Here is a 17,193-nt window from a genome sequence, read left to right on the forward strand (position 1 = left end):
GGGTGGGCCCGGACCCGCCGAGCGACCCCGCAGGGGTAGGGCGCAGCCCCGTCCGCGCCTCGGGACGGCCCGAGTCGTATGGTGGACCCGCACCACATCGCCGCACGTCAGCACACCGCCGCTCCAGAGCCGCAGCGGCACATCGGAACGACCGCCGCACCAGGAGCCGCACCGCCATGGCCGACACCCCCGCCTACCCCGTAGGCCTCCGCCTCGCCGGCCGCCGCGTCGTCGTCATCGGCGGTGGCCAGGTCGCCCAGCGCCGTCTCCCCGCGCTCGTCGCGGCCGGCGCCGACGTCCTGCTCGTCTCGCCCTCCGCCACCCCCTCCGTGGACGCCATGGCCGAGACCGGCGAGATCCGCTGGGAGCGCCGCCGCTACCGGGACGGGGACCTCGCCGACGCCTGGTACGCCCTGATCGCCACGCAGCACCGTGACGTCAACGAGCAGGCCTCCGCCGAGGCCGAGCGCGAGCGCGTCTGGTGCGTCCGCGCCGACGACGCCTCCGCCGCCACCGCGTGGACCCCGGCGACCGGCCGCATCGAGGGCGTCACCGTCGCCGTGCTGACCGGCAACGACCCGCGCCGCTCCGCCGCCGTCCGCGACGCCGTGATCGAGGGCCTGCGCGACGGCACCCTCGCCGCTCCCGCGCACCGGCACAAGGCCACCCCCGGCGTCGCCCTCGTCGGCGGCGGCCCGGGCGACCCGGACCTGATCACCGTGCGCGGCCGCCGTCTGCTCGCCGAGGCCGATGTGGTCATCGCCGACCGGCTCGGCCCCCGGGACCTGCTCGACGAACTCCCCCCGCACGTCGAGGTCATCGACGCCGCGAAGATCCCGTACGGCCGGTTCATGGCCCAGGAGGCCATCAACAACGCCCTGATCGAGCACGCCAAGGCCGGCAAGGCCGTGGTCCGGCTCAAGGGCGGCGACCCGTACGTCTTCGGCCGCGGCATGGAGGAGCTCCAGGCCCTCGCCGAGGCCGGCATCTCCTGCACCGTCGTCCCCGGCATCTCCAGCTCCATCTCGGTGCCCGGCGCCGCCGGCATTCCCGTCACCCACCGCGGCGTGGCGCACGAGTTCACCGTGGTCAGCGGCCACGTCGGCCCCGACGACCCGCGCTCGCTCGTGGACTGGGCCTCCCTCGCCAAGCTCACCGGAACCCTGGTGATCCTCATGGGCGTCGACAAGATCGGCCTCATCGCCGAGGCGCTGGTGCGCCACGGCCGCCCCGCGCAGACCCCCGTCGCGGTGATCCAGGAAGGCACCACCGCCACCCAGCGCCGGGTGGACGCCACCCTGGCCACGGTCGGGGAGAGGGTGCGCGCCGAGGAGGTCCGCCCGCCCGCCGTCATCGTCATCGGCGAGGTCGTCCGCGTCGGAACCACGGACGTTCCCACCACCAGCGCCTGACAGGCCGTTGGCACCGTACCCAGGACAAGGCAGTATCACCCTGTGGCTGATCTCATCACCATCAACGACCCCGACGACCCGCGCCTCGCCGACTACACGGGCCTGACCGACGTCGAACTCCGGCGCCGGCGCGAGCCCGCGGAGGGCCTCTTCATCGCCGAGGGCGAGAAGGTCATCAGACGCGCCAAGGACGCCGGGTACGAGATGCGCTCGATGCTGCTCTCCGCCAAGTGGGTCGACGTCATGCGCGACGTCATCGACGAACTCCCGGCACCGGTCTACGCGGTGAGCCCCGAGCTCGCCGAACGGGTCACCGGCTACCACGTGCACCGCGGCGCCCTGGCCTCCATGCAGCGCAAGCCGCTTCCCACGGCCGAGGAACTGCTCGCCACGACCCGCCGGGTGGTCGTCATGGAAGCGGTCAACGACCACACCAACATCGGTGCGATCTTCCGCAGCGCCGCCGCCCTCGGCATGGACGCGGTGCTGCTGTCGCCGGACTGTGCGGACCCGCTCTACCGCCGCTCGGTGAAGGTCTCCATGGGCGCGGTGTTCTCCGTCCCCTACGCCCGTCTGGAAGCCTGGCCCAAGAGCCTGGACCGGGTGCGCGAGGCGGGCTTCAAGCTGCTCGCCCTCACTCCGCACGAGAAGGCCACGCCGATCGACGTGGCGGCGCCGCAGTCCCTGGAGCGGGTGGCGCTGATGCTCGGGGCCGAGGGCGACGGCCTGTCCACGCAGGCACTGGTCGCCGCCGACGAGTGGGTGCGGATCCCGATGGCCCACGGGGTGGACTCGCTGAACGTGGGCGCCGCGGCCGCGGTCGCCTTCTACGCGGTGGCCCAGGGCCGCGCCGCGCAGTAGGACACCCCTACAGCTTCTGGGCCGCCGCGATGCCCAGCGCGACGATCAGCGTGACCACGACGAACACGATCAGCCGCTGCCGCATCAGCTTCGGGTCCGGCCGTGAGGGCCGCCGTCCCGTCCCCGTGGTCCTGGGGGCCGGGCGGCCGCCCGTACGGCCCGAGGTCGGCCGTGAGGTCGGGCCGCCGGGGTGCTGCGGGTTGCGGGAGGACGAGGGCCGCGAGTGCGGACCGCTCGGGGACCCGCCCTGGGGGCGGGGCGTGGTGGAGCCGCCCGTACGGCGTTCCGTACGCCGCCCGGGGTACTCCTCGGCGCCGCCGATCCGCTCGGCCTCGGGGAGCCGTCCCGTGGGCCGCTCGACCCGGGCCCGCTGGGCCGGCGGGCGCCCGTCGGAGAGCCCCTGCGCCTCGCGGGCCGCGATCTCCTTGAGCCGCATCGACAGCTGGAGCGTGCTGGGCCGCTCCTCGGGGTCCTTGGCCAGGCAGGCCCGTACGAGGGGCGCCAGCGCGTCCGGGACGCCCTGGAGGTGCGGCTCCTCGTGCACCACGCGGTACAGCATGACCTCGGAACTGCCGTGCCCGAAGGGGGAGTCGGCGGTGGCCGCGTAGGCCAGGGTGGCGCCGAGCGCGAAGACGTCGGTGGCCGGGGTGACGGCGGCGCCGCGCACCTGCTCGGGCGCGAGGAAGCCGGGGGAGCCGACGGCCGTACCCACATGGGTGAGGGTGCTGGCCCCGGTGGCCCAGGCGATGCCGAAGTCGATGATCCGGGGGCCCTTGGGCGACAGCAGGATGTTCGAGGGCTTGAGGTCCCGGTGGACGACTCCGGCCTCGTGGACGGCGACCAGGCCCTCGGAGAGCGCGGCGCCCACGGCGGCGATCTGTGCGGCCGTCAGGGGGCCTTCCTCGGCCACCTTGTCGTGCAGCGAGGGGCCGGGTACGTACTGGGTCGCGAACCAGGGCCGCTCGGCCTCCAGGTCCGCGGCCACCAGGCGCGCCGTGCAGCCGCCCCTGATCCGCCGGGCGGCGGACACCTCGCGGGCGAACCGCGAGCGGAACTCCTGGTCCTCGGCCAGATCCGGCCGGATGACCTTGAGGGCGACGCGCTGTCCGCGCCGGTCCGATCCCAGGTAGACCACGCCCATGCCGCCGGCGCCGAGCCGCCGGTGCAGTCTGAACGAGCCGACGACACGCGGGTCCTCGCGCCGGAGCCGCATCATCGCCATGTCCACCCCGCTGACCGGTCGTCCTGTTGACGTGGCACAGCTTACGGACCATCCGGCATGCGTGCTCAGAGGCCGCGCCCTCGCCGGGGGATTCGCTTGTCAGTGCGGCACAGCACACGTGAGGGAGACCCGGCGAGGCCGTCCGGGGGTGCGTCCGGGGTGCTGCGCACCCCCAAGCGGCCTGTGCGTCAAGGGGATTGGCGCTGCGGTGACGGTCCGGGCGCCCGCCGGCGGGCCCGTACGGGGCCCACAGTCGAGTGGATCTTGCCGGCGGCCGGTGGTCGGACACGCGGCCACAGGGAGTGACGCAAGTGAGCGAAGTCACTACCCTCCGGTCATCCCCTCCGGGATGACCCTCACAGCGGGGGAGCGGTCTCCACCCAGGGGAGTACACGGGGCAGGCCCCGTCATCCTCCTGGAGGCCCGGCAATGGGTACGAGGGCATGAGGCCAGGGGCCGCCCGCCCGCCTAGTGTTGAAGACAAGCGGCGGGTGGCGCACTCGTCCCCCGAGGTCACGAGCCCGCCGCTGCCAGACGACAGGGAGAGGGCCATGGCGGACATCGCACGGCAGGGGCGCAAGGCATTCGCGTTCAACGGCCACGAGTCCGGCACCCGCCATCCACTGGTGGCCGCGGCCATGGTGCTCCCCTTGGCCGCCCTGCTGCTCTTCCTCTTCGGAGGATTCGATCAGCTGGCGGCACAGGCGTCGTCCGTGGGTCTGATGCTGGGGCGCTGAGCGGCGCCCCGGGTCCGGGAGAGCGGCCCGGACCGGGACATCGGCCTGTCGAACCCCGTGGGGACGGGGGAGAGACGGACGGACGGCAGGTGAAGGGTGCTGCCCGTACGACTGGGGAGTCGGACGGGCAGCACCCTTTTTCAGGCCTTCCCGCATGCCGGCCCCCAGGCCTGTGTCACACCGAACCCACCCGTGCGGGGTAACGTGAAAGCCCCGACCGTGAGAACGGCCGGGGCTTTCGAATGGTGCGCGATACTGGGATTGAACCAGTGACCTCTTCCGTGTCAGGGAAGCGCTCTCCCGCTGAGCTAATCGCGCGGGCTCCACGGCTCGAAAGCCGCAGGTCGTACAGATACTGCGTGCGCGATACTGGGATTGAACCAGTGACCTCTTCCGTGTCAGGGAAGCGCTCTCCCGCTGAGCTAATCGCGCGGGGATCCTTGCGGACCAGTGGACGATACTGGGATTGAACCAGTGACCTCTTCCGTGTCAGGGAAGCGCTCTCCCGCTGAGCTAATCGTCCTTGGAGGTGGAGACGGGATTTGAACCCGTGTAGACGGCTTTGCAGGCCGTTGCCTCGCCTCTCGGCCACTCCACCATGGAGCTGCAGGGGTTCTCGGGAAGATCCCCCACTTCGAGCGGACGACGAGACTCGAACTCGCGACATCCACCTTGGCAAGGTGGTGCTCTACCAACTGAGCTACGTCCGCAGGTCACCGTGTTCGCTCCGGGGTTCTCCCCCTTCGCTCCCTGGCGACGTGTTGAACTCTAGCGGATTCCCGGGCCAGCTCAAAAACGCGTTTCCGCAGCGTGCTGCCGCTCGATCACCACTGGTCACCCCGCCGTCACCGCACCGGCGCCGCGTCGTCACCGGTCATAGACTCGCAGCCGTGCACGACCTGCCCCCCATGGCCCGCTTCGGCGGCCTCCTCGCGACCGATCTCCGCGACGTCACCAGCGATCCCGCCGCCCTCGACTCCACCGGCTTCTGGGCGGTGTCCGCCGACTTCGAAGGGCGGCTCGTCTGCGCGCGCTTCGGCGACGTACGCCGCGAGCCCGTGCCCGCGCCCGTCCCCGGGGCCTGGCGCGGACCCGACCCCGACCGGTGGACCTCCTCGCTGGACCGCGCCGCGTACGTGGCCGGCGTACGGCGGGTCCGCGAACACATTGCCGCAGGTGAGGTCTACCAGGCCAACCTCTGCCGGGTGATGTCCGCGCCGCTGCCCCACCCGGAGCGCGCCGACGTCGACGCGCTCACCGCGCTCCTCGCGCGCGGCAACCCGGCCCCCTTCGCAGGAACGATTCGCCTGGCCGCGTACGGGGTCGAGATCGCCACCGCCTCCCCCGAGCTGTACCTGCGCCGGTCCGGCCGCCACATCGAGTCCGGCCCCATCAAGGGCACCGGCCGGACCGTGGAGGACCTGCTCCCCAAGGACCACGCCGAGAACGTGATGATCGTGGACCTCGTGCGCAACGACCTCGGCCGGGTCTGCGCGACGGGCTCCGTCGCCGTCCCCGAGTTGTGTGCCGTCGAGGAGCACCCGGGGCTGGTGCACCTCGTCTCCGTCGTCAGCGGCGAGCTCGCCGACGGCGCCGGCTGGCCCGAGCTGCTCGCCGCCACCTTCCCGCCCGGATCCGTCACGGGTGCGCCCAAGTCCTCCGCCCTGCGGATCATCGAGGCCCTGGAGACCGCCCCGCGCGGCCCCTACTGCGGGGGCATCGGCTGGGTCGACGCGGACCGGGGCACCGCCGAGCTCGCCGTCGGCATCCGCACCTTCTGGATCGACCGCGAGACCCCCGGCGGCCCCCGCCTGCTCTTCGGCACCGGCGCCGGCATCACCTGGGGCTCCGACCCCGACCGCGAGTGGGCGGAGACCGAGCTCAAGGCCGCCCGCCTGCTGCGGGTGGCCGCGGGCCGCGAGACCAGCGGTACCCAGGGGGCGAACGGCACGATCGGAAGGACCGCACCATGAGAATCTGGCTCGACGGAGAGCTGACCGAGGTGGGCAGCGCGAAGGTGTCCGTCCTCGACCACGGCCTGACCGTGGGCGACGGCGTCTTCGAGACGCTGAAGGCGGAGCGCGGTCGCGCCTTCGCGCTCACCCGCCACCTCGAACGGCTCACCCGCTCGGCCCGGGGCCTGGGCCTGCCGGACCCCGACCTCGACGAGGTCCGCCGCGCCTGCGCCGCCGTACTGGAGGCCGAGCCGGTCGAACACGGCCGACTGCGCCTCACCTACACCGGCGGGGTCTCCCCGCTCGGCTCCGACCGTGGGGACGCCGGCACCACCCTGATCGCCGCCGTCGCGGAATCCGCCCGCCGCCCCGACACCACCGCCGTCGTCACCGTGCCCTGGGTCCGCAACGAACGCTCGGCCGTCGCCGGGCTGAAGACCACCTCCTACGCCGAGAACGTGGTCGCCCTCGCCGCCGCCCACCGGGCCGGTGCCTCCGAGGCGCTCCTCGCCAACACCCTCGGCCGGCTCTGCGAGGGCACCGGCTCCAACGTCTTCGTCGTCCTCGACGGGGAACTGCACACCCCGCCGCTGGCCTCCGGCTGCCTGGCCGGCATCACCCGGGCCCTGATCATCGACTGGGCCGGCGCCAAGGAGACCGACCTGCCCTTCGAGGCGCTGGCGCAGGCCGAGGAGATCTTCGTGACCTCCTCGCTGCGCGACGCCCAGGCGGTGCTGCGGATCGACGACCGCGAGCTGGGGACCGCACCCGGACCGGTCACCGCCGAGGTGATGCGGATCTTCGAGGTGAAGGCGGCAGCGGACATCGATCCGTAGCGGGCGTCCGCGGGCAGGAGGACTGTCGCGGCGGCCGCGGGACGGGTAGAACTCAGGGGATGACCACCACCCTGCGGCCGTCCGGGCCGCTCCAGCACACGGCGGACGGGGCGCGGTCGCGCCCGTACGAGATCCGGGTCAACAGCAGGCCGGTCGGCGCCCTGCTGATCGCGTCCGACACCCCCTTCGGGCCGACGGTCGGGGAGATCCGCGACCTGGCGGTCGAGGAGGGGGACCGGCGGCGGGGCCGGGCCACCGTGGCCGCGCTCGCCGCCGAGGAGGTGCTGCGCGGCTGGGGCTGCCGCCGGGTCCGCGTATCGGTGCCGGCCCAGTCGCAGGGCGGCCTGTGCATGGCGGAGGCCCTCGGCTACACCGAGTACAGCCGCCACATGGCCAAGGACCTGCCGGCCGAGCCGCCCGCCCTCTCCGAAGGGGTCCTCGGCCGCCCCATGACGGAGGCCGAGTACGGGATCTGGTACGCGGCGGCAGTCGAGGGCTACGCCGAGAACTGGCACAGCCGCGGCATGTCCGCCGAGGCCGCCCGCGCGAAGTCGGTGGCCGACCACGAGAGCCGGCTGCCCCGGGGCCTGGCGACCCCGGACACCACCTTCGTCGTCCTGGAGGCGGCCGGCGTGCCCGTCGGCCACGTGTGGCTGGCGCCGCACGGGGAGGGCTCGTACATCTTCGACATCGAGGTACGGGCCGAGCACCGGGGCCGCGGGCACGGCCGCGACCTGATGCTGCTCGCCGAGCGCGTGGCCCTCGCCGAGGGGCACCGCCTGCTGGCACTCCACGTCTTCACCGACAACACCCCGGCCCTGCGGCTGTACCAGTCCCTCGGCTACCGCCCCACGGACATCAACTTCGCCAAGGACCTGATCTAGGCCCTCTAGGCGGTGGGCGCCAGCAGGCGGTCGGCGATCTCCTCGATGCGGGCGCGCAGTCCGTCCTGGCTCTTGCCGCCGTCGAGCCGCTGCCCGTCGATCACGTACGTCGGGGTGCCGGTCACGCCGATGGCCTTGCCCTCGGCCTGGTCGGCGTCGACGATCAGGATGTGCCGCCCGTCGATCAGGGCCGTGTCGAACTCCTCGACGTCCAGTCCCAGTTCCCGCGCCACGTCCAGCAGGACCGGCTCGCCGCGCTCGGCCAGCTCGGCGGTGCGCGCCAGCACGGCCTCCGCGTAGGGCCAGCCCTGCCCCTGCTCCACGGCCTCCTCGGCGGCCTGGGCCGCGGCGAAGGCGTGCTTGTGCTTCTCCAGCGGGAAGTGGCGCAGCCGGATGTCCAGCCGGTCGCCGTAGCGGGCCCGCAGGGCGCGTACGTCGTCCAGGGCGCGGTGGCAGTCCGGGCACTGCAGTTCGCACCAGACGTCGAGGATCACGGAATCGGTCATACGGACAGTCTCCCAGCCCCTGCCCGCCCCACCGACCGGGACCCAGGGAGGAGGAGCGACCCGGAGATGTCCCGGAGATCGGTCCGCGGGCTACTGCGGACCTGGCCGCCGCGGCGGCGGTCGGTGCAGGATGGACAGGGACAGATCGCCGACCCGCCGAGAGTCCGGAGGACCGCATGCTTGCCGAGACCATCTGCTCAGCGGTGTCAGCGGCGGGCCTGGGCCTCGCCGCGGTGACCGCCTACCGCAAGCGCTTCCTGGCCGCCACGCGGATCGCCGCGTACGCACTGGTACCGGTCGCCCTGGTGATGACGGGCTTCGTGGAGTGGGTGTCCGGGATGGTCTTCGATCCGGCCGTGTGGATCGGCTTCGGGCTGCTCGGGCTGTCCTGGCTGCTCTTCATGACCACCCGCGCCGTCGAGCGCCGCGGCCTCGCCGCCTCCGGGGAGTCCGGGAAGCCCCCGAAGAAGGTCAAGGGGAAGCCGGCCACCGAGGCCGTCGCCCCGGCCGCCTCCGCGCCGTCCCTGGGCGCCGCCGGAACCGGTTCACGGCCGCAGTCCGCCGCCGCCCCCGCCGACGACTTCTCCGACATCGAGGCCATCCTCAAGAAGCACGGGATCTGAACCGGAATCCGGCCCGGCGCGACCCGCGGAACGCCACTCGACCACAAGATCGGGCGAACTACCGCGCGGACGTTGGCGTGTTGAGGGCCGGTCCGCGGTGCCCTGCGCCATCATCGGCCCGACATGTTCGAGACATCGCACGGTGAGCCGCCGGTACCCGCCCCCGTAGTGGAGGAGCCGCGAGGCTGTCTCTTCGCGCTTTCCCAACCGCCCCTGATGATCTTCCTAGCGGTGATCGGCATCCTGCTGCTGCTCGCCGCCGTGCATGATCTCTTCATGCTCTGACGCCTCCGCGTCGGCCTCCTTGCGCCGGGCCCGGTAGGCCGCCACGTGCAGCCGGTTCCCGCAGGTCCGGCTGTCGCAGTAGCGCCGGGAGCGGTTGCGGGACAGGTCCACGAAGGCCCGCCGGCAGTCCGGCGCCTCGCAGCGGCGCAGCCGTTCCTGCTCGCCGGAGACCACGATGAAGGCCAGGGCCATGCCGCCGTCGGCCGCCAGGTGGTCGCCCACCGACGCGCCCGGCGCGAAGTAGTGCACGTGCCAGTCGTAGCCGTCGTGGTCGGTCAGCTGCGGAGTGGTGCCGGCCGTGGCCACGAGCTCGTTGATCAGTATGGAGGCCGCACGCGGGTTCGGGGAGGCGAAGACCTGGGCGAACTTTCCGCGCACGGTCCGCACCCCGGCCAGGTCGCGGGCGCTGAGCTCGCCCACGTCGCTGATCGAGTATTCCTGGACGAATCCGCGCAGGGCGCCGATGTCCGAGAGCCCGTCGGGCTGGTCCGTCTCGGCCGCGGTGTTCACCAGCGCGACGACGACGTCGAGCGCGCGACGGGTGTCGTGGGGGATCTGCACGGGGTCTCCCTCAGGGGCCGGGCCTGCGGCGACGGGAGGCGCCGCCACTGCCGCCCGACAATAGCGGGTCCCGCCGAAGCACACCGGCGCCGTCCTCACGGGTGGCTTCCGCGGGAACAGCGCCGGCACTGCGTATGTGGTTGTCGGCCGACCCGCACCGTCGCCCCGAGTCGGACGGTGTCGAGCGGCTGTAGGCCTGGCTCAGCTTTCGGCCAGGATGTGGGAGAGCTCCTTGTCGAGGTCGAAGTGCCGGTGCTCGGTCCCGGGCGGGACCGCGGCGTCCGTCCGCTTGAGGAACGACTCGAGTGCTCGGGCTGGTGCTTCGAGCAGTGCTTCTCCCTCCGGTGAGCTCAGGGCGATGCAGACGACGCCCTGACCGTGGCTGCGGGACGGCCAGACGCGGACGTCGCCGGTACCGGTGGGCCGGTGGAGGCCCTCCGCGAGGAGGTCGCGGGCGAATACCCATTCGACCGTCTCCTCGGCGCCGGTGTGGAAGGTGGCGTGCACGGCGTAGGGGTCGGCCGTGTCATACCGCAGGCCCGCGGGAACAGGCAGTGAGGACTCGCTCGACACAACGAGGCGCAGGTGCAGCTCGCAGCTGACCGTGGTGTTCATAAGCGCCAGGGCCTTTCGCTCAGTGTGCGCTCGGGGATTCGCACGTCGGCGAAATCGACATGCCACCTACGGTGCCGTTGTAAACCCCTCTGACCGTTTTGCGGACCTCTGGGTCCCTCGGACGGCGGATCCAAACCTGCATTCACGTGTGCATCCGGCTCGGGTAGATTCGGTCTCATGAATACGGGGAGTGACCGCGGGGCCCACGGGTCCGCCGCTGACGAGTCCACGCCGGAACCCACCACGGCCCCGGCCGCGGAGGCCGCCGCGGAAGGCGAAGCGCAGACGCCGCACGTATCGAAGGCCCCGGCCTTCATCAAGTCCAACAAGAGCCTGCACCTGAGCTGGCAGGTCGGTGTCTTCATCGTCGGCCTCGCCGTGATCGCCGCCGGTGTCGCCATGCTCGTGCTGCCCGGCCCCGGCTGGGTCGCGATCTTCGCGGGCCTGGCGATCTGGGCCACCGAGTTCGCCTGGGCCCACCTCGTGCTGCGCTGGACGAAGCGGAAAGTCACCGAAGCCGCACAGAAGGCGCTCGACCCGAAGGTCCGCCGCCGCAACATCATCCTGACCAGCGTGGGCCTCGTCATCGCGGGCGCGCTGATCGGCTTCTACCTGTGGAAGTACGGGCTCGTGATGCCCTGGAACCTCAAGGACCAGTGATGGTCGGGGAGCACCGCTGACATGCGGTAATGTTTGCGGTGCGTCCGGGCGATTAGCTCAGTGGGAGAGCACTTCGTTCACACCGAAGGGGTCACTGGTTCGAACCCAGTATCGCCCACCCGGACCTGAGGCCCGGAGACTTCACCGTCTCCGGGCCTTCGGCATTCCCGGGCCCCGGACGCTCCGGGGCCCTCGGCCGTCCGCCTACCGCAGCCGGCCGATCGCGGCCCGCAGCCGGCGGGCGTCGCGCAGGCGCCGCTCGTACGTCGCCCCCACCGCCAGCAGCAGCAGGCCCGCCAGGGCCGGCGGCACCCAGCGCGGAAGGGCGCCCGCGACCTGCACCACGTACGGGGCCAGCTCGTGCAGCGCCACCGCTGCCAGCACCGCTCCGCCCAGCAGCAGCGGAGCCTGCAGCCGCCGCTGCGCGCCCGCCAGGGTCACCGCCAGCGCGGCCGCCCCCAGCAGCAGCGGACGCAGCCAGCCCGGGTCGCCCCAGGCCGCCAGCAGGCTCGGCAGCAAGGTCGCCGCCAGACCCGGGCCGTACGCCGCCCAGGACGAGGCCTGCGGGTCCCGGCGCCGCCGCAGCAGCCCCACCACCAGCGCCGGCACCGTCACCGGCAGCGTGTACGCCTCCGGCGCGGTCACCCCCGCCTCGGCCAGCCGGACCCAGGTCGCCGCCGCGAACAGCGCCCCCGCCGCCCAGCCCAGCACCCGACGGTCCGGCCGCACCGCGGCGCCCGCGCAGACCACCCCGGCCAGCGCCAGGACCAGCGCCAGCGTGCCCGCCCGCCCGGCCGACAGGCCCAGCGCCAGCAGGCCCGCCACGGCCGCCGCGATCTCGACGGGCAGCCGGACCCCGCCCAGCCGCGGCCCGAGCGCCGCCGCCAGCGCCGGGACCGCCAGCACCGGCAGCGCCCACCAGACCACCGCCAGGTCCGACACGGCGCCCACCGCCACCAGGACACCCGTGGCATACCCGACCGCGCCCACGGCCGCCGCGGAGCGCACCGGCCTCGGAGCGGGCCCGTACGCCGCTCCAGCCGCGCAGCCCGCGCCCAGCAGGCCCCACACCGCGAAGGTCGCCGTCCGGCCGTCCAGCGCGCCCAGGGACACGTTCGCGGCGCCGGCCAGCGCACACACACCGGCCGCGATCCGGATCCCGCGCGCCGGGGAGCGCAGGGCGAGGACACCCGCCGCGCCCGTCACCGCGAGCTGCGCCGCGAACACCGCCGCCACCGGAAGGCCGGACAGCGCCGCGGCCGAGAACAGCCCCGCCCAGCCCAGGACCACCGCCACCACCGCCGGCTCCGGCCGCGACAGCGCCCGCGACAGCCACCAGGCCGCCCCCGCCGAGATCAGCAGGGCGAGCGGAACGGCCGCCCCCGGCCCGTACGGGTCCCGGCCCGGGGTCGTCGCCGCCCACACCTCGCCCAGCACCCGCAACCGCGCCACCAGCGTCGGAACCACCGCGGACGCCGCCGCCACCGCCACCAGGGCCACGACCGCCGCGCCCGCCCGGGCCAGCCCGCGCCGGACCGCCGCCGGGAGCGCGGAGCCCCGTACTGCCGCCAGCAGCGGCAGCGCCAGCAGCAGGTGCACCAGCGCCGCCCAGGCCGGGTCCAGACCCGGCCGGACCACGCCGCCCAGGCCCGCCACCGCGGCCAGGGCGCCCACCAGCGCCGCCGCCGAGGCGCGCGGCTCCCGCCAGGCGGCGGCCACGCCGAGCGCCGCGCCCGCCAGCAGCAGCGCCGCCGGGGCCACGCCCGCCGCCGCGGACCCCGCCGACCACGACTGGGCCACCCCGATCAGCAGCGCACCGGAGGCCGCCACGGCCGCCACGGCCGCCGCCCACCTGACCCGCAGGGCGAGCGCCGCGTCCAGCACGGCTGTCGCCAGCAGCGCCCAGCCGAGCTGCAACGGGCCCGGCTGCACGGCCAGCGCCGCCAGCGGCAGCGGGAACTGCGCCGCCAGCACCGCCGCCGGCAGCGGGATCCGCAGCTTCCGCAGGCCCGAGCCGTACCCGGCCCACACCGCCGCCAGCACCGCGGCGGCCCCCGCCGCGTACCCCGTGCCGTCGAGGTCCGGCATACCGACCGCGTAGAGCGCGTACGCATCGAGCACCGTCAGCAGCAGCCCCACCGCGGCGACCGACTCCGCCGTCGAGCGCAGCCCGCGGCGCAGCAGCAGGACGGGTGCGCCCAGCGCCGCAGCCGTCACCGCGGCCAGCACCGCCGAGCGGCCGGCGATCCCCATGGACCCCCAGCTCACCAGCGTGAAGGCGAGCGCGGCGACGGCCAGCAGGACCGCCCCCAGGGTCAGCAGCACGTTCTGCGCGCTCGGGGCGGAGGCCTCCTTCGCGGACCCGGTGGGGGCGGCAGGACCCCAGCGGACCGGGGCAGGCGCGCTGCCGGGCTGGTGCAGGAGGCGCAGCAGCCAGTCCCGGCGGCTCAGCAAATACAGCCGCCGGGCATCGAGTTGAGCCAGCTCGCGGTCGATGAGCGCCAGCTCTTCGGCGGGCGGCAAGGGGGTGTTCATATGCGGAGTGTGGCGGCGGTCACGCAGTCAGGACATGGGTGTGCGTACTCAGATGCGACCTGAGTAGGTACGTGAGGTGCGTCCGGCGGGGCGGCTCGGGGGAAGCGGTTTGAACCAGCCCCGAGCCTTCTGTATTGTTCAGTGCGTTCCCGGGCGATTAGCTCAGCGGGAGAGCACTTCGTTCACACCGAAGGGGTCACTGGTTCGATCCCAGTATCGCCCACCGGGACAGGCCGGTCCGTCACAGACGGACCGGCCTTCCGCATGTTCGGGCCCCTGCCGGCTACGCGGCCGTCGACAGGTCCGGCCGCAGCGGCCAGTGCGGATCCACCGCTTCCGGAGTGCCCTGGCGGGCGAACCACGCCTGGAGTCCGCGCGCCTGCGCCGCGTGCCACACGGCCTGCAGCGTGTGCAGCTCGGCCGGCGTCAGCCGCTCCAGCCGGGCCGCGAACCGCCGCCCCACCGCCCGCACCAGCTCCAGCGAGGCCATCGCGTCCGCCGCCGCGTCGTGCGCGCCCTCCAGCTCGATCCCGTAGTGCGCGCACAGGTCCGTCAGCGTCCGGCGGCCCTTGCGGTACCGGTCCAGGTGCTTGTCCAGCACCCGCGGATCCAGCACCGTCAGCGGCCGGTTGTCCAGATAGCGCGACAGTGACGACGCCCGGTGCCGGCGCAACTCCCGGTCCAGCAGCGTCAGATCGAACGGCGCGTTCATCACCACCACCGGCCGGCCCGCCACCTGCTGCTCCCCGAGCGAGCGGGCTATCTCCTCCACCACCGGCGCCGGCCAGCGCCCGTGACGCTGCAGGTGCTCGTCGGTCAGCCCGTGCACTTCCGTGGCCCCCGGGGGCACCGGAACCCCGGGATTGACCAGCCAGCGCGTGGTGCGGACCCGGCCGCCCGCACACTCCTGGACGACGAGCGCGGCGGACACGATCCGGTCCTGCTCGACGTCCACCCCGGTGGTCTCCGTGTCGAATGCGGCCAGCGGGCCCTCGTACCAGCGTGTCATGGCGAACTCCTCGTCCCCGAGCGGCGGATGGAGCTTCCTGAACACTCCAGCCCCGCCGCATCGGTGATACCCGGGCTGTTTGCCCCGTACGCCGTTTGCGGGCACCCGGGTGCGGAGACAACCTCCATGGGGGACCGCACACATGACCGGTCGTCACCCAGCACCGCTCACGGCAGAGCCCGTAAGGCATGGGGAGCCGGCCATGGCGCTCACACAGCCCGAACCGGGCGGGGTGCTGCACGAGGGGACAGGTCCGCGGACCGCAGCCCTGCGCGGCACGCTCGCCACCACCGCCTGCATGGAGACCCTCCAGGTGGGATACCTGCACGCCGTCGCGGCCGCCGCCGGCTGCTCGCTCTCCCAGCCCTTCCCCGACAACGGCATCGACTGGCACGTCTCCCACGGGGCGCCCGAACACGTAGTCGACGACGAGGTCACCATCAAGGTGCAGCTCAAGGCGACCTACCAGATACCGCCGCGGCCGGCCGGGCCCAGCTTCGGTTTCACCCTCGACAACGAGCACCTGGTGAAACTGGCCCGGACGCCCGTCGCCGTCCACAAGATCCTCGTCGTGATGCTCGTACCGAGGGAGCGCGACCAGTGGCTCGCCGCCGGCCACGACCGGCTCGACCTGAGGCACTGCTGCTACTGGACCAATCTCGCCGGACACCCCGTGACCGGCCGGCGCCGCACCACCGTACGGATCCCCACCACGCGGATCTTCGACGACCGTGCGCTGTGCGAGATCATGACCCGGGTCGGGTCGGGAGGGACACCCTGATGAACCTGCACTCACCGCACCTCGAACCGCTCCCGTCCCCGCAGTACACCCCCGGCGGTCCCGATCCCGCGCAGGTCGACCCCCAGGTGCTGGGAGCGCTGCTGCAGCGGCACGGCTGGCTGCGGCGCGGCGGAGCGACCGGCAGGTACGGGCGCTGGACCCCGCCGGGGCGTTCGGGCACCAGCCTGCTCGTCCCCGAGAGCCGCACCTTCCCCGACTGCGCCGACCTGCTCGAGGAGGCGCTCACCGCCCTCGCGCACGGCGGACTGCCCTCGGCGCGCGAGGTGCTCCTCGGACTGAGCGTGCCCAGCGACGAGATCCACTGGGAACGGGAGATCCCGGAGGGCCCCCACGGATTCCGGGGCGAGGCCGCCTGGCCCGTACAGGAACAGCTCCGCTCGGCCGCCCGCCGCCTCCTGCTCGCCGCGGCCCTCGCCGACCGGGCCCGGGCCGGCTACTACGGCGCCCGGCACCAGGCGCAGGCCGAACACACCCTGGACCGGGTGCTGGTGGGACCCTCCCCGGGCGGGCGCCGGCTGAGCGCCTACGTCCCCGTGGACGGCGGCCGGGGCCCCGTGACCCGGCTGCACCACGCCCTGCACGCGGCCCGCGAGGCCGTGGACTACCAGCGGGCCACCGGCGGCATGGAGGCCTTCGACGCTGCGGTGGCCGCTGGGGTCAGCCGGGAACTCGCCGAGGCGCTCATCGCCCTGGTCCGGGGCTCGGAGGGCGCCCGGATCGCGCTGGCCTGGGCACCCGCGGCCGGAGTCCCGGCAGGCTGCGCGGCCCGACCCGAGCCGGTGGAGTTCTCCCCGGGCGACCTGCCCGTACTGCGGGAGGCCGCGGCCCGCTACACCCGCGCCGAACCGGCCGTACCGGTCCGCCTCGCGGGGGCGGTCGTACGGATGCGGCGCAAGGCCGCCGGGGGAGGGGGCACGGTCCGGCTACGGGTGCTGGCCGGGGCGGAGGTCCCGTACGTACGGGCGGCGCTCGACGAGGAGGCGTACCGCATCGCGGGCCACGCCCACCTGGTGGGCCTTCCGGTCCGGATCACGGGCCGGCTGCAACGGCGGGGCGGCTTCCGGCGGCTGTCCGACGCGGCGGACGTGACGCCCGTCCCGATGGACGAGGTCGAACGTGACCGCCTCATGAAGTCCCTGGACGCGGCCTTCGACCCGGAGGACGTCCTGCCGTCCGACGACTGAGCGTCAGCGGAAGGCGGTGGCGCGGACGGTGTTGCCGCAGAGGGCGAACCGGCCGCCGTCGGAAGGCGCCACCTGGAATCCCATGCCGGCGATGCCGACCACGAGCGAGGGGGCGGTGGTCGGCTCGGCTCCGGAGGCGCAGTAGCCGTCCGCCTCGCCGAGGACCGGGGTGAAGGTCAGGACCGTCGAGGCGCTCGCGCCCTGGGACAGCACCACCGGCCGGGCCTCGCCCCGGGGGACGACGCGCAGCGGCGCGTTGCGGTCCGGGGAGCCCTGGCCCGAGAGAGCCACCGTCGGGAAACCCTGCAGCCGGCACGTCGGCCCGTCGTTGACCACGGTGAAGCGCACCCGACCGGAGTCGGTGCGGTCCGCGCCGGTGGCCGAGAACTGGTCCCCGGTGCACGCGGCGACCGGCGCCGCGGCCGCGGGGGAGCCGGCGAGGAGTCCGCCCGCCAGCAGGGCCGTCGCGGCGCCCAGGGCGGCCGCCTTCCGGGTCACTCTCATGG

The 17,193-nt window shown here is 73.8% G+C and carries 17 protein-coding genes and 7 tRNA genes; 12 read left to right on the forward strand and 12 right to left on the reverse strand.

Annotated elements, in window-relative coordinates:
* The first annotated feature begins 176 nt into the window (after positions 1-176).
* Positions 177-1,412, forward strand: coding sequence for a uroporphyrinogen-III C-methyltransferase (gene cobA, locus B6R96_RS28460; protein ID WP_030387158.1), 1,236 nt, complete (start codon positions 177-179; stop codon positions 1,410-1,412).
* 42 nt (positions 1,413-1,454) lie between these two features.
* Positions 1,455-2,273, forward strand: a complete 819-nt coding sequence (locus tag B6R96_RS28465; protein ID WP_081524016.1) for a TrmH family RNA methyltransferase — start codon at positions 1,455-1,457, stop codon at positions 2,271-2,273.
* Between the two features lie 7 nt (positions 2,274-2,280).
* On the opposite strand, the gene B6R96_RS28470 is transcribed toward B6R96_RS28465, so the two are convergent.
* Positions 2,281-3,495 carry a serine/threonine-protein kinase gene (locus B6R96_RS28470; protein ID WP_081525302.1) on the reverse strand — a complete coding sequence of 405 codons (1,215 nt, stop codon included), beginning with the start codon at positions 3,493-3,495 and terminating at the stop codon, positions 2,281-2,283.
* 551 nt (positions 3,496-4,046) lie between these two features.
* On the opposite strand from B6R96_RS28470, the gene B6R96_RS28475 reads away from it, so the two are divergent.
* Positions 4,047-4,232: a hypothetical protein gene (locus B6R96_RS28475; protein WP_030387161.1), complete on the forward strand. Its 186-nt coding sequence runs from the start codon at positions 4,047-4,049 to the stop codon at positions 4,230-4,232.
* Between the two features lie 243 nt (positions 4,233-4,475).
* Here B6R96_RS28475 and B6R96_RS28480 read toward each other — a convergent pair.
* From B6R96_RS28480 to B6R96_RS28500, 5 genes are all read right to left on the reverse strand, one after another.
* Positions 4,476-4,550, reverse strand: a tRNA-Val gene (locus tag B6R96_RS28480).
* A gap of 42 nt (positions 4,551-4,592) precedes the next feature.
* A tRNA-Val gene (locus B6R96_RS28485) sits at positions 4,593-4,664 on the reverse strand.
* Between the two features lie 19 nt (positions 4,665-4,683).
* A tRNA-Val gene (locus tag B6R96_RS28490) sits at positions 4,684-4,755 on the reverse strand.
* A gap of 1 nt (position 4,756) precedes the next feature.
* Positions 4,757-4,830, reverse strand: a tRNA-Cys gene (locus B6R96_RS28495).
* 39 nt (positions 4,831-4,869) lie between these two features.
* Positions 4,870-4,942, reverse strand: a tRNA-Gly gene (locus B6R96_RS28500).
* A gap of 180 nt (positions 4,943-5,122) precedes the next feature.
* Between B6R96_RS28500 and B6R96_RS28505 the strand changes: the two genes are divergently transcribed.
* Genes B6R96_RS28505 through B6R96_RS28515 form a run of 3 tightly spaced genes read left to right on the forward strand, consistent with a single transcriptional unit; the run spans position 5,123 to position 7,907 of the window.
* Positions 5,123-6,205, forward strand: a complete 1,083-nt coding sequence (locus B6R96_RS28505) for a chorismate-binding protein (RefSeq protein ID WP_159396375.1) — start codon at positions 5,123-5,125, stop codon at positions 6,203-6,205.
* The gene (locus B6R96_RS28510) at positions 6,202-7,023 is read left to right on the forward strand and encodes an aminotransferase class IV (RefSeq protein WP_081524018.1); all 822 of its coding nucleotides are present in this window, start codon (positions 6,202-6,204) and stop codon (positions 7,021-7,023) included. Before B6R96_RS28505 ends, B6R96_RS28510 begins: the two co-directional genes overlap by 4 nt.
* A gap of 59 nt (positions 7,024-7,082) precedes the next feature.
* Positions 7,083-7,907: a GNAT family N-acetyltransferase gene (locus tag B6R96_RS28515; RefSeq protein ID WP_081524019.1), complete on the forward strand. Its 825-nt coding sequence runs from the start codon at positions 7,083-7,085 to the stop codon at positions 7,905-7,907.
* A 5-nt stretch (positions 7,908-7,912) separates the two neighbouring features.
* Here B6R96_RS28515 and B6R96_RS28520 read toward each other — a convergent pair whose 3' ends face one another.
* Entirely contained in the window at positions 7,913-8,413 is a 501-nt protein-coding gene (locus B6R96_RS28520; protein ID WP_081524020.1) for a DsbA family protein, read from the reverse strand.
* 176 nt (positions 8,414-8,589) lie between these two features.
* On the opposite strand from B6R96_RS28520, the gene B6R96_RS28525 reads away from it, so the two are divergent.
* Positions 8,590-9,036 carry a hypothetical protein gene (locus B6R96_RS28525; RefSeq protein WP_081524021.1) on the forward strand — a complete coding sequence of 149 codons (447 nt, stop codon included), beginning with the start codon at positions 8,590-8,592 and terminating at the stop codon, positions 9,034-9,036.
* Positions 9,037-9,261: 225 nt separating this feature from the next.
* Here B6R96_RS28525 and B6R96_RS28530 read toward each other — a convergent pair whose 3' ends face one another.
* Both B6R96_RS28530 and B6R96_RS28535 read right to left on the reverse strand, forming a co-directional pair.
* Positions 9,262-9,882, reverse strand: coding sequence for a CGNR zinc finger domain-containing protein (locus B6R96_RS28530; RefSeq protein WP_030387167.1), 621 nt, complete (start codon positions 9,880-9,882; stop codon positions 9,262-9,264).
* 201 nt (positions 9,883-10,083) lie between these two features.
* Positions 10,084-10,497 (reverse strand): SsgA family sporulation/cell division regulator, encoded by a 414-nt coding sequence (locus B6R96_RS28535; RefSeq protein ID WP_030011909.1) that lies wholly within the window; start codon positions 10,495-10,497, stop codon positions 10,084-10,086.
* Between the two features lie 177 nt (positions 10,498-10,674).
* Between B6R96_RS28535 and B6R96_RS28540 the strand changes: the two genes are divergently transcribed.
* Both B6R96_RS28540 and B6R96_RS28545 read left to right on the forward strand, forming a co-directional pair.
* Positions 10,675-11,157, forward strand: a complete 483-nt coding sequence (locus tag B6R96_RS28540) for a TIGR02611 family protein (protein ID WP_053702100.1) — start codon at positions 10,675-10,677, stop codon at positions 11,155-11,157.
* 46 nt (positions 11,158-11,203) lie between these two features.
* A tRNA-Val gene (locus B6R96_RS28545) sits at positions 11,204-11,275 on the forward strand.
* A gap of 86 nt (positions 11,276-11,361) precedes the next feature.
* Here B6R96_RS28545 and B6R96_RS28550 read toward each other — a convergent pair.
* Positions 11,362-13,692 (reverse strand): SCO7613 C-terminal domain-containing membrane protein, encoded by a 2,331-nt coding sequence (locus tag B6R96_RS28550; RefSeq protein ID WP_081524022.1) that lies wholly within the window; start codon positions 13,690-13,692, stop codon positions 11,362-11,364.
* Positions 13,693-13,843: 151 nt separating this feature from the next.
* Here B6R96_RS28550 and B6R96_RS28555 point away from each other — a divergent pair.
* Positions 13,844-13,915 (forward strand) — tRNA-Val (locus B6R96_RS28555).
* A 60-nt stretch (positions 13,916-13,975) separates the two neighbouring features.
* Here the strand turns inward: B6R96_RS28555 and B6R96_RS28560 are convergent.
* Positions 13,976-14,701, reverse strand: a complete 726-nt coding sequence (locus B6R96_RS28560; RefSeq protein ID WP_081525303.1) for a 3'-5' exonuclease — start codon at positions 14,699-14,701, stop codon at positions 13,976-13,978.
* 202 nt (positions 14,702-14,903) lie between these two features.
* Between B6R96_RS28560 and B6R96_RS28565 the strand changes: the two genes are divergently transcribed.
* Positions 14,904-15,482 carry a DUF4365 domain-containing protein gene (locus B6R96_RS28565; RefSeq protein ID WP_081524023.1) on the forward strand — a complete coding sequence of 193 codons (579 nt, stop codon included), beginning with the start codon at positions 14,904-14,906 and terminating at the stop codon, positions 15,480-15,482.
* Positions 15,482-16,687, forward strand: coding sequence for a hypothetical protein (locus B6R96_RS28570; protein ID WP_237291540.1), 1,206 nt, complete (start codon positions 15,482-15,484; stop codon positions 16,685-16,687). Before B6R96_RS28565 ends, B6R96_RS28570 begins: the two co-directional genes overlap by 1 nt.
* A 3-nt stretch (positions 16,688-16,690) precedes the next feature.
* Here the strand turns inward: B6R96_RS28570 and B6R96_RS28575 are convergent, their stop codons facing one another.
* Positions 16,691-17,191 carry a DUF4232 domain-containing protein gene (locus B6R96_RS28575; RefSeq protein WP_159396376.1) on the reverse strand — a complete coding sequence of 167 codons (501 nt, stop codon included), beginning with the start codon at positions 17,189-17,191 and terminating at the stop codon, positions 16,691-16,693.
* Positions 17,192-17,193: the final 2 nt, after the last annotated feature.

The organism is Streptomyces sp. Sge12 (assembly GCF_002080455.1).
Lineage (GTDB): Bacteria > Actinomycetota > Actinomycetes > Streptomycetales > Streptomycetaceae > Streptomyces.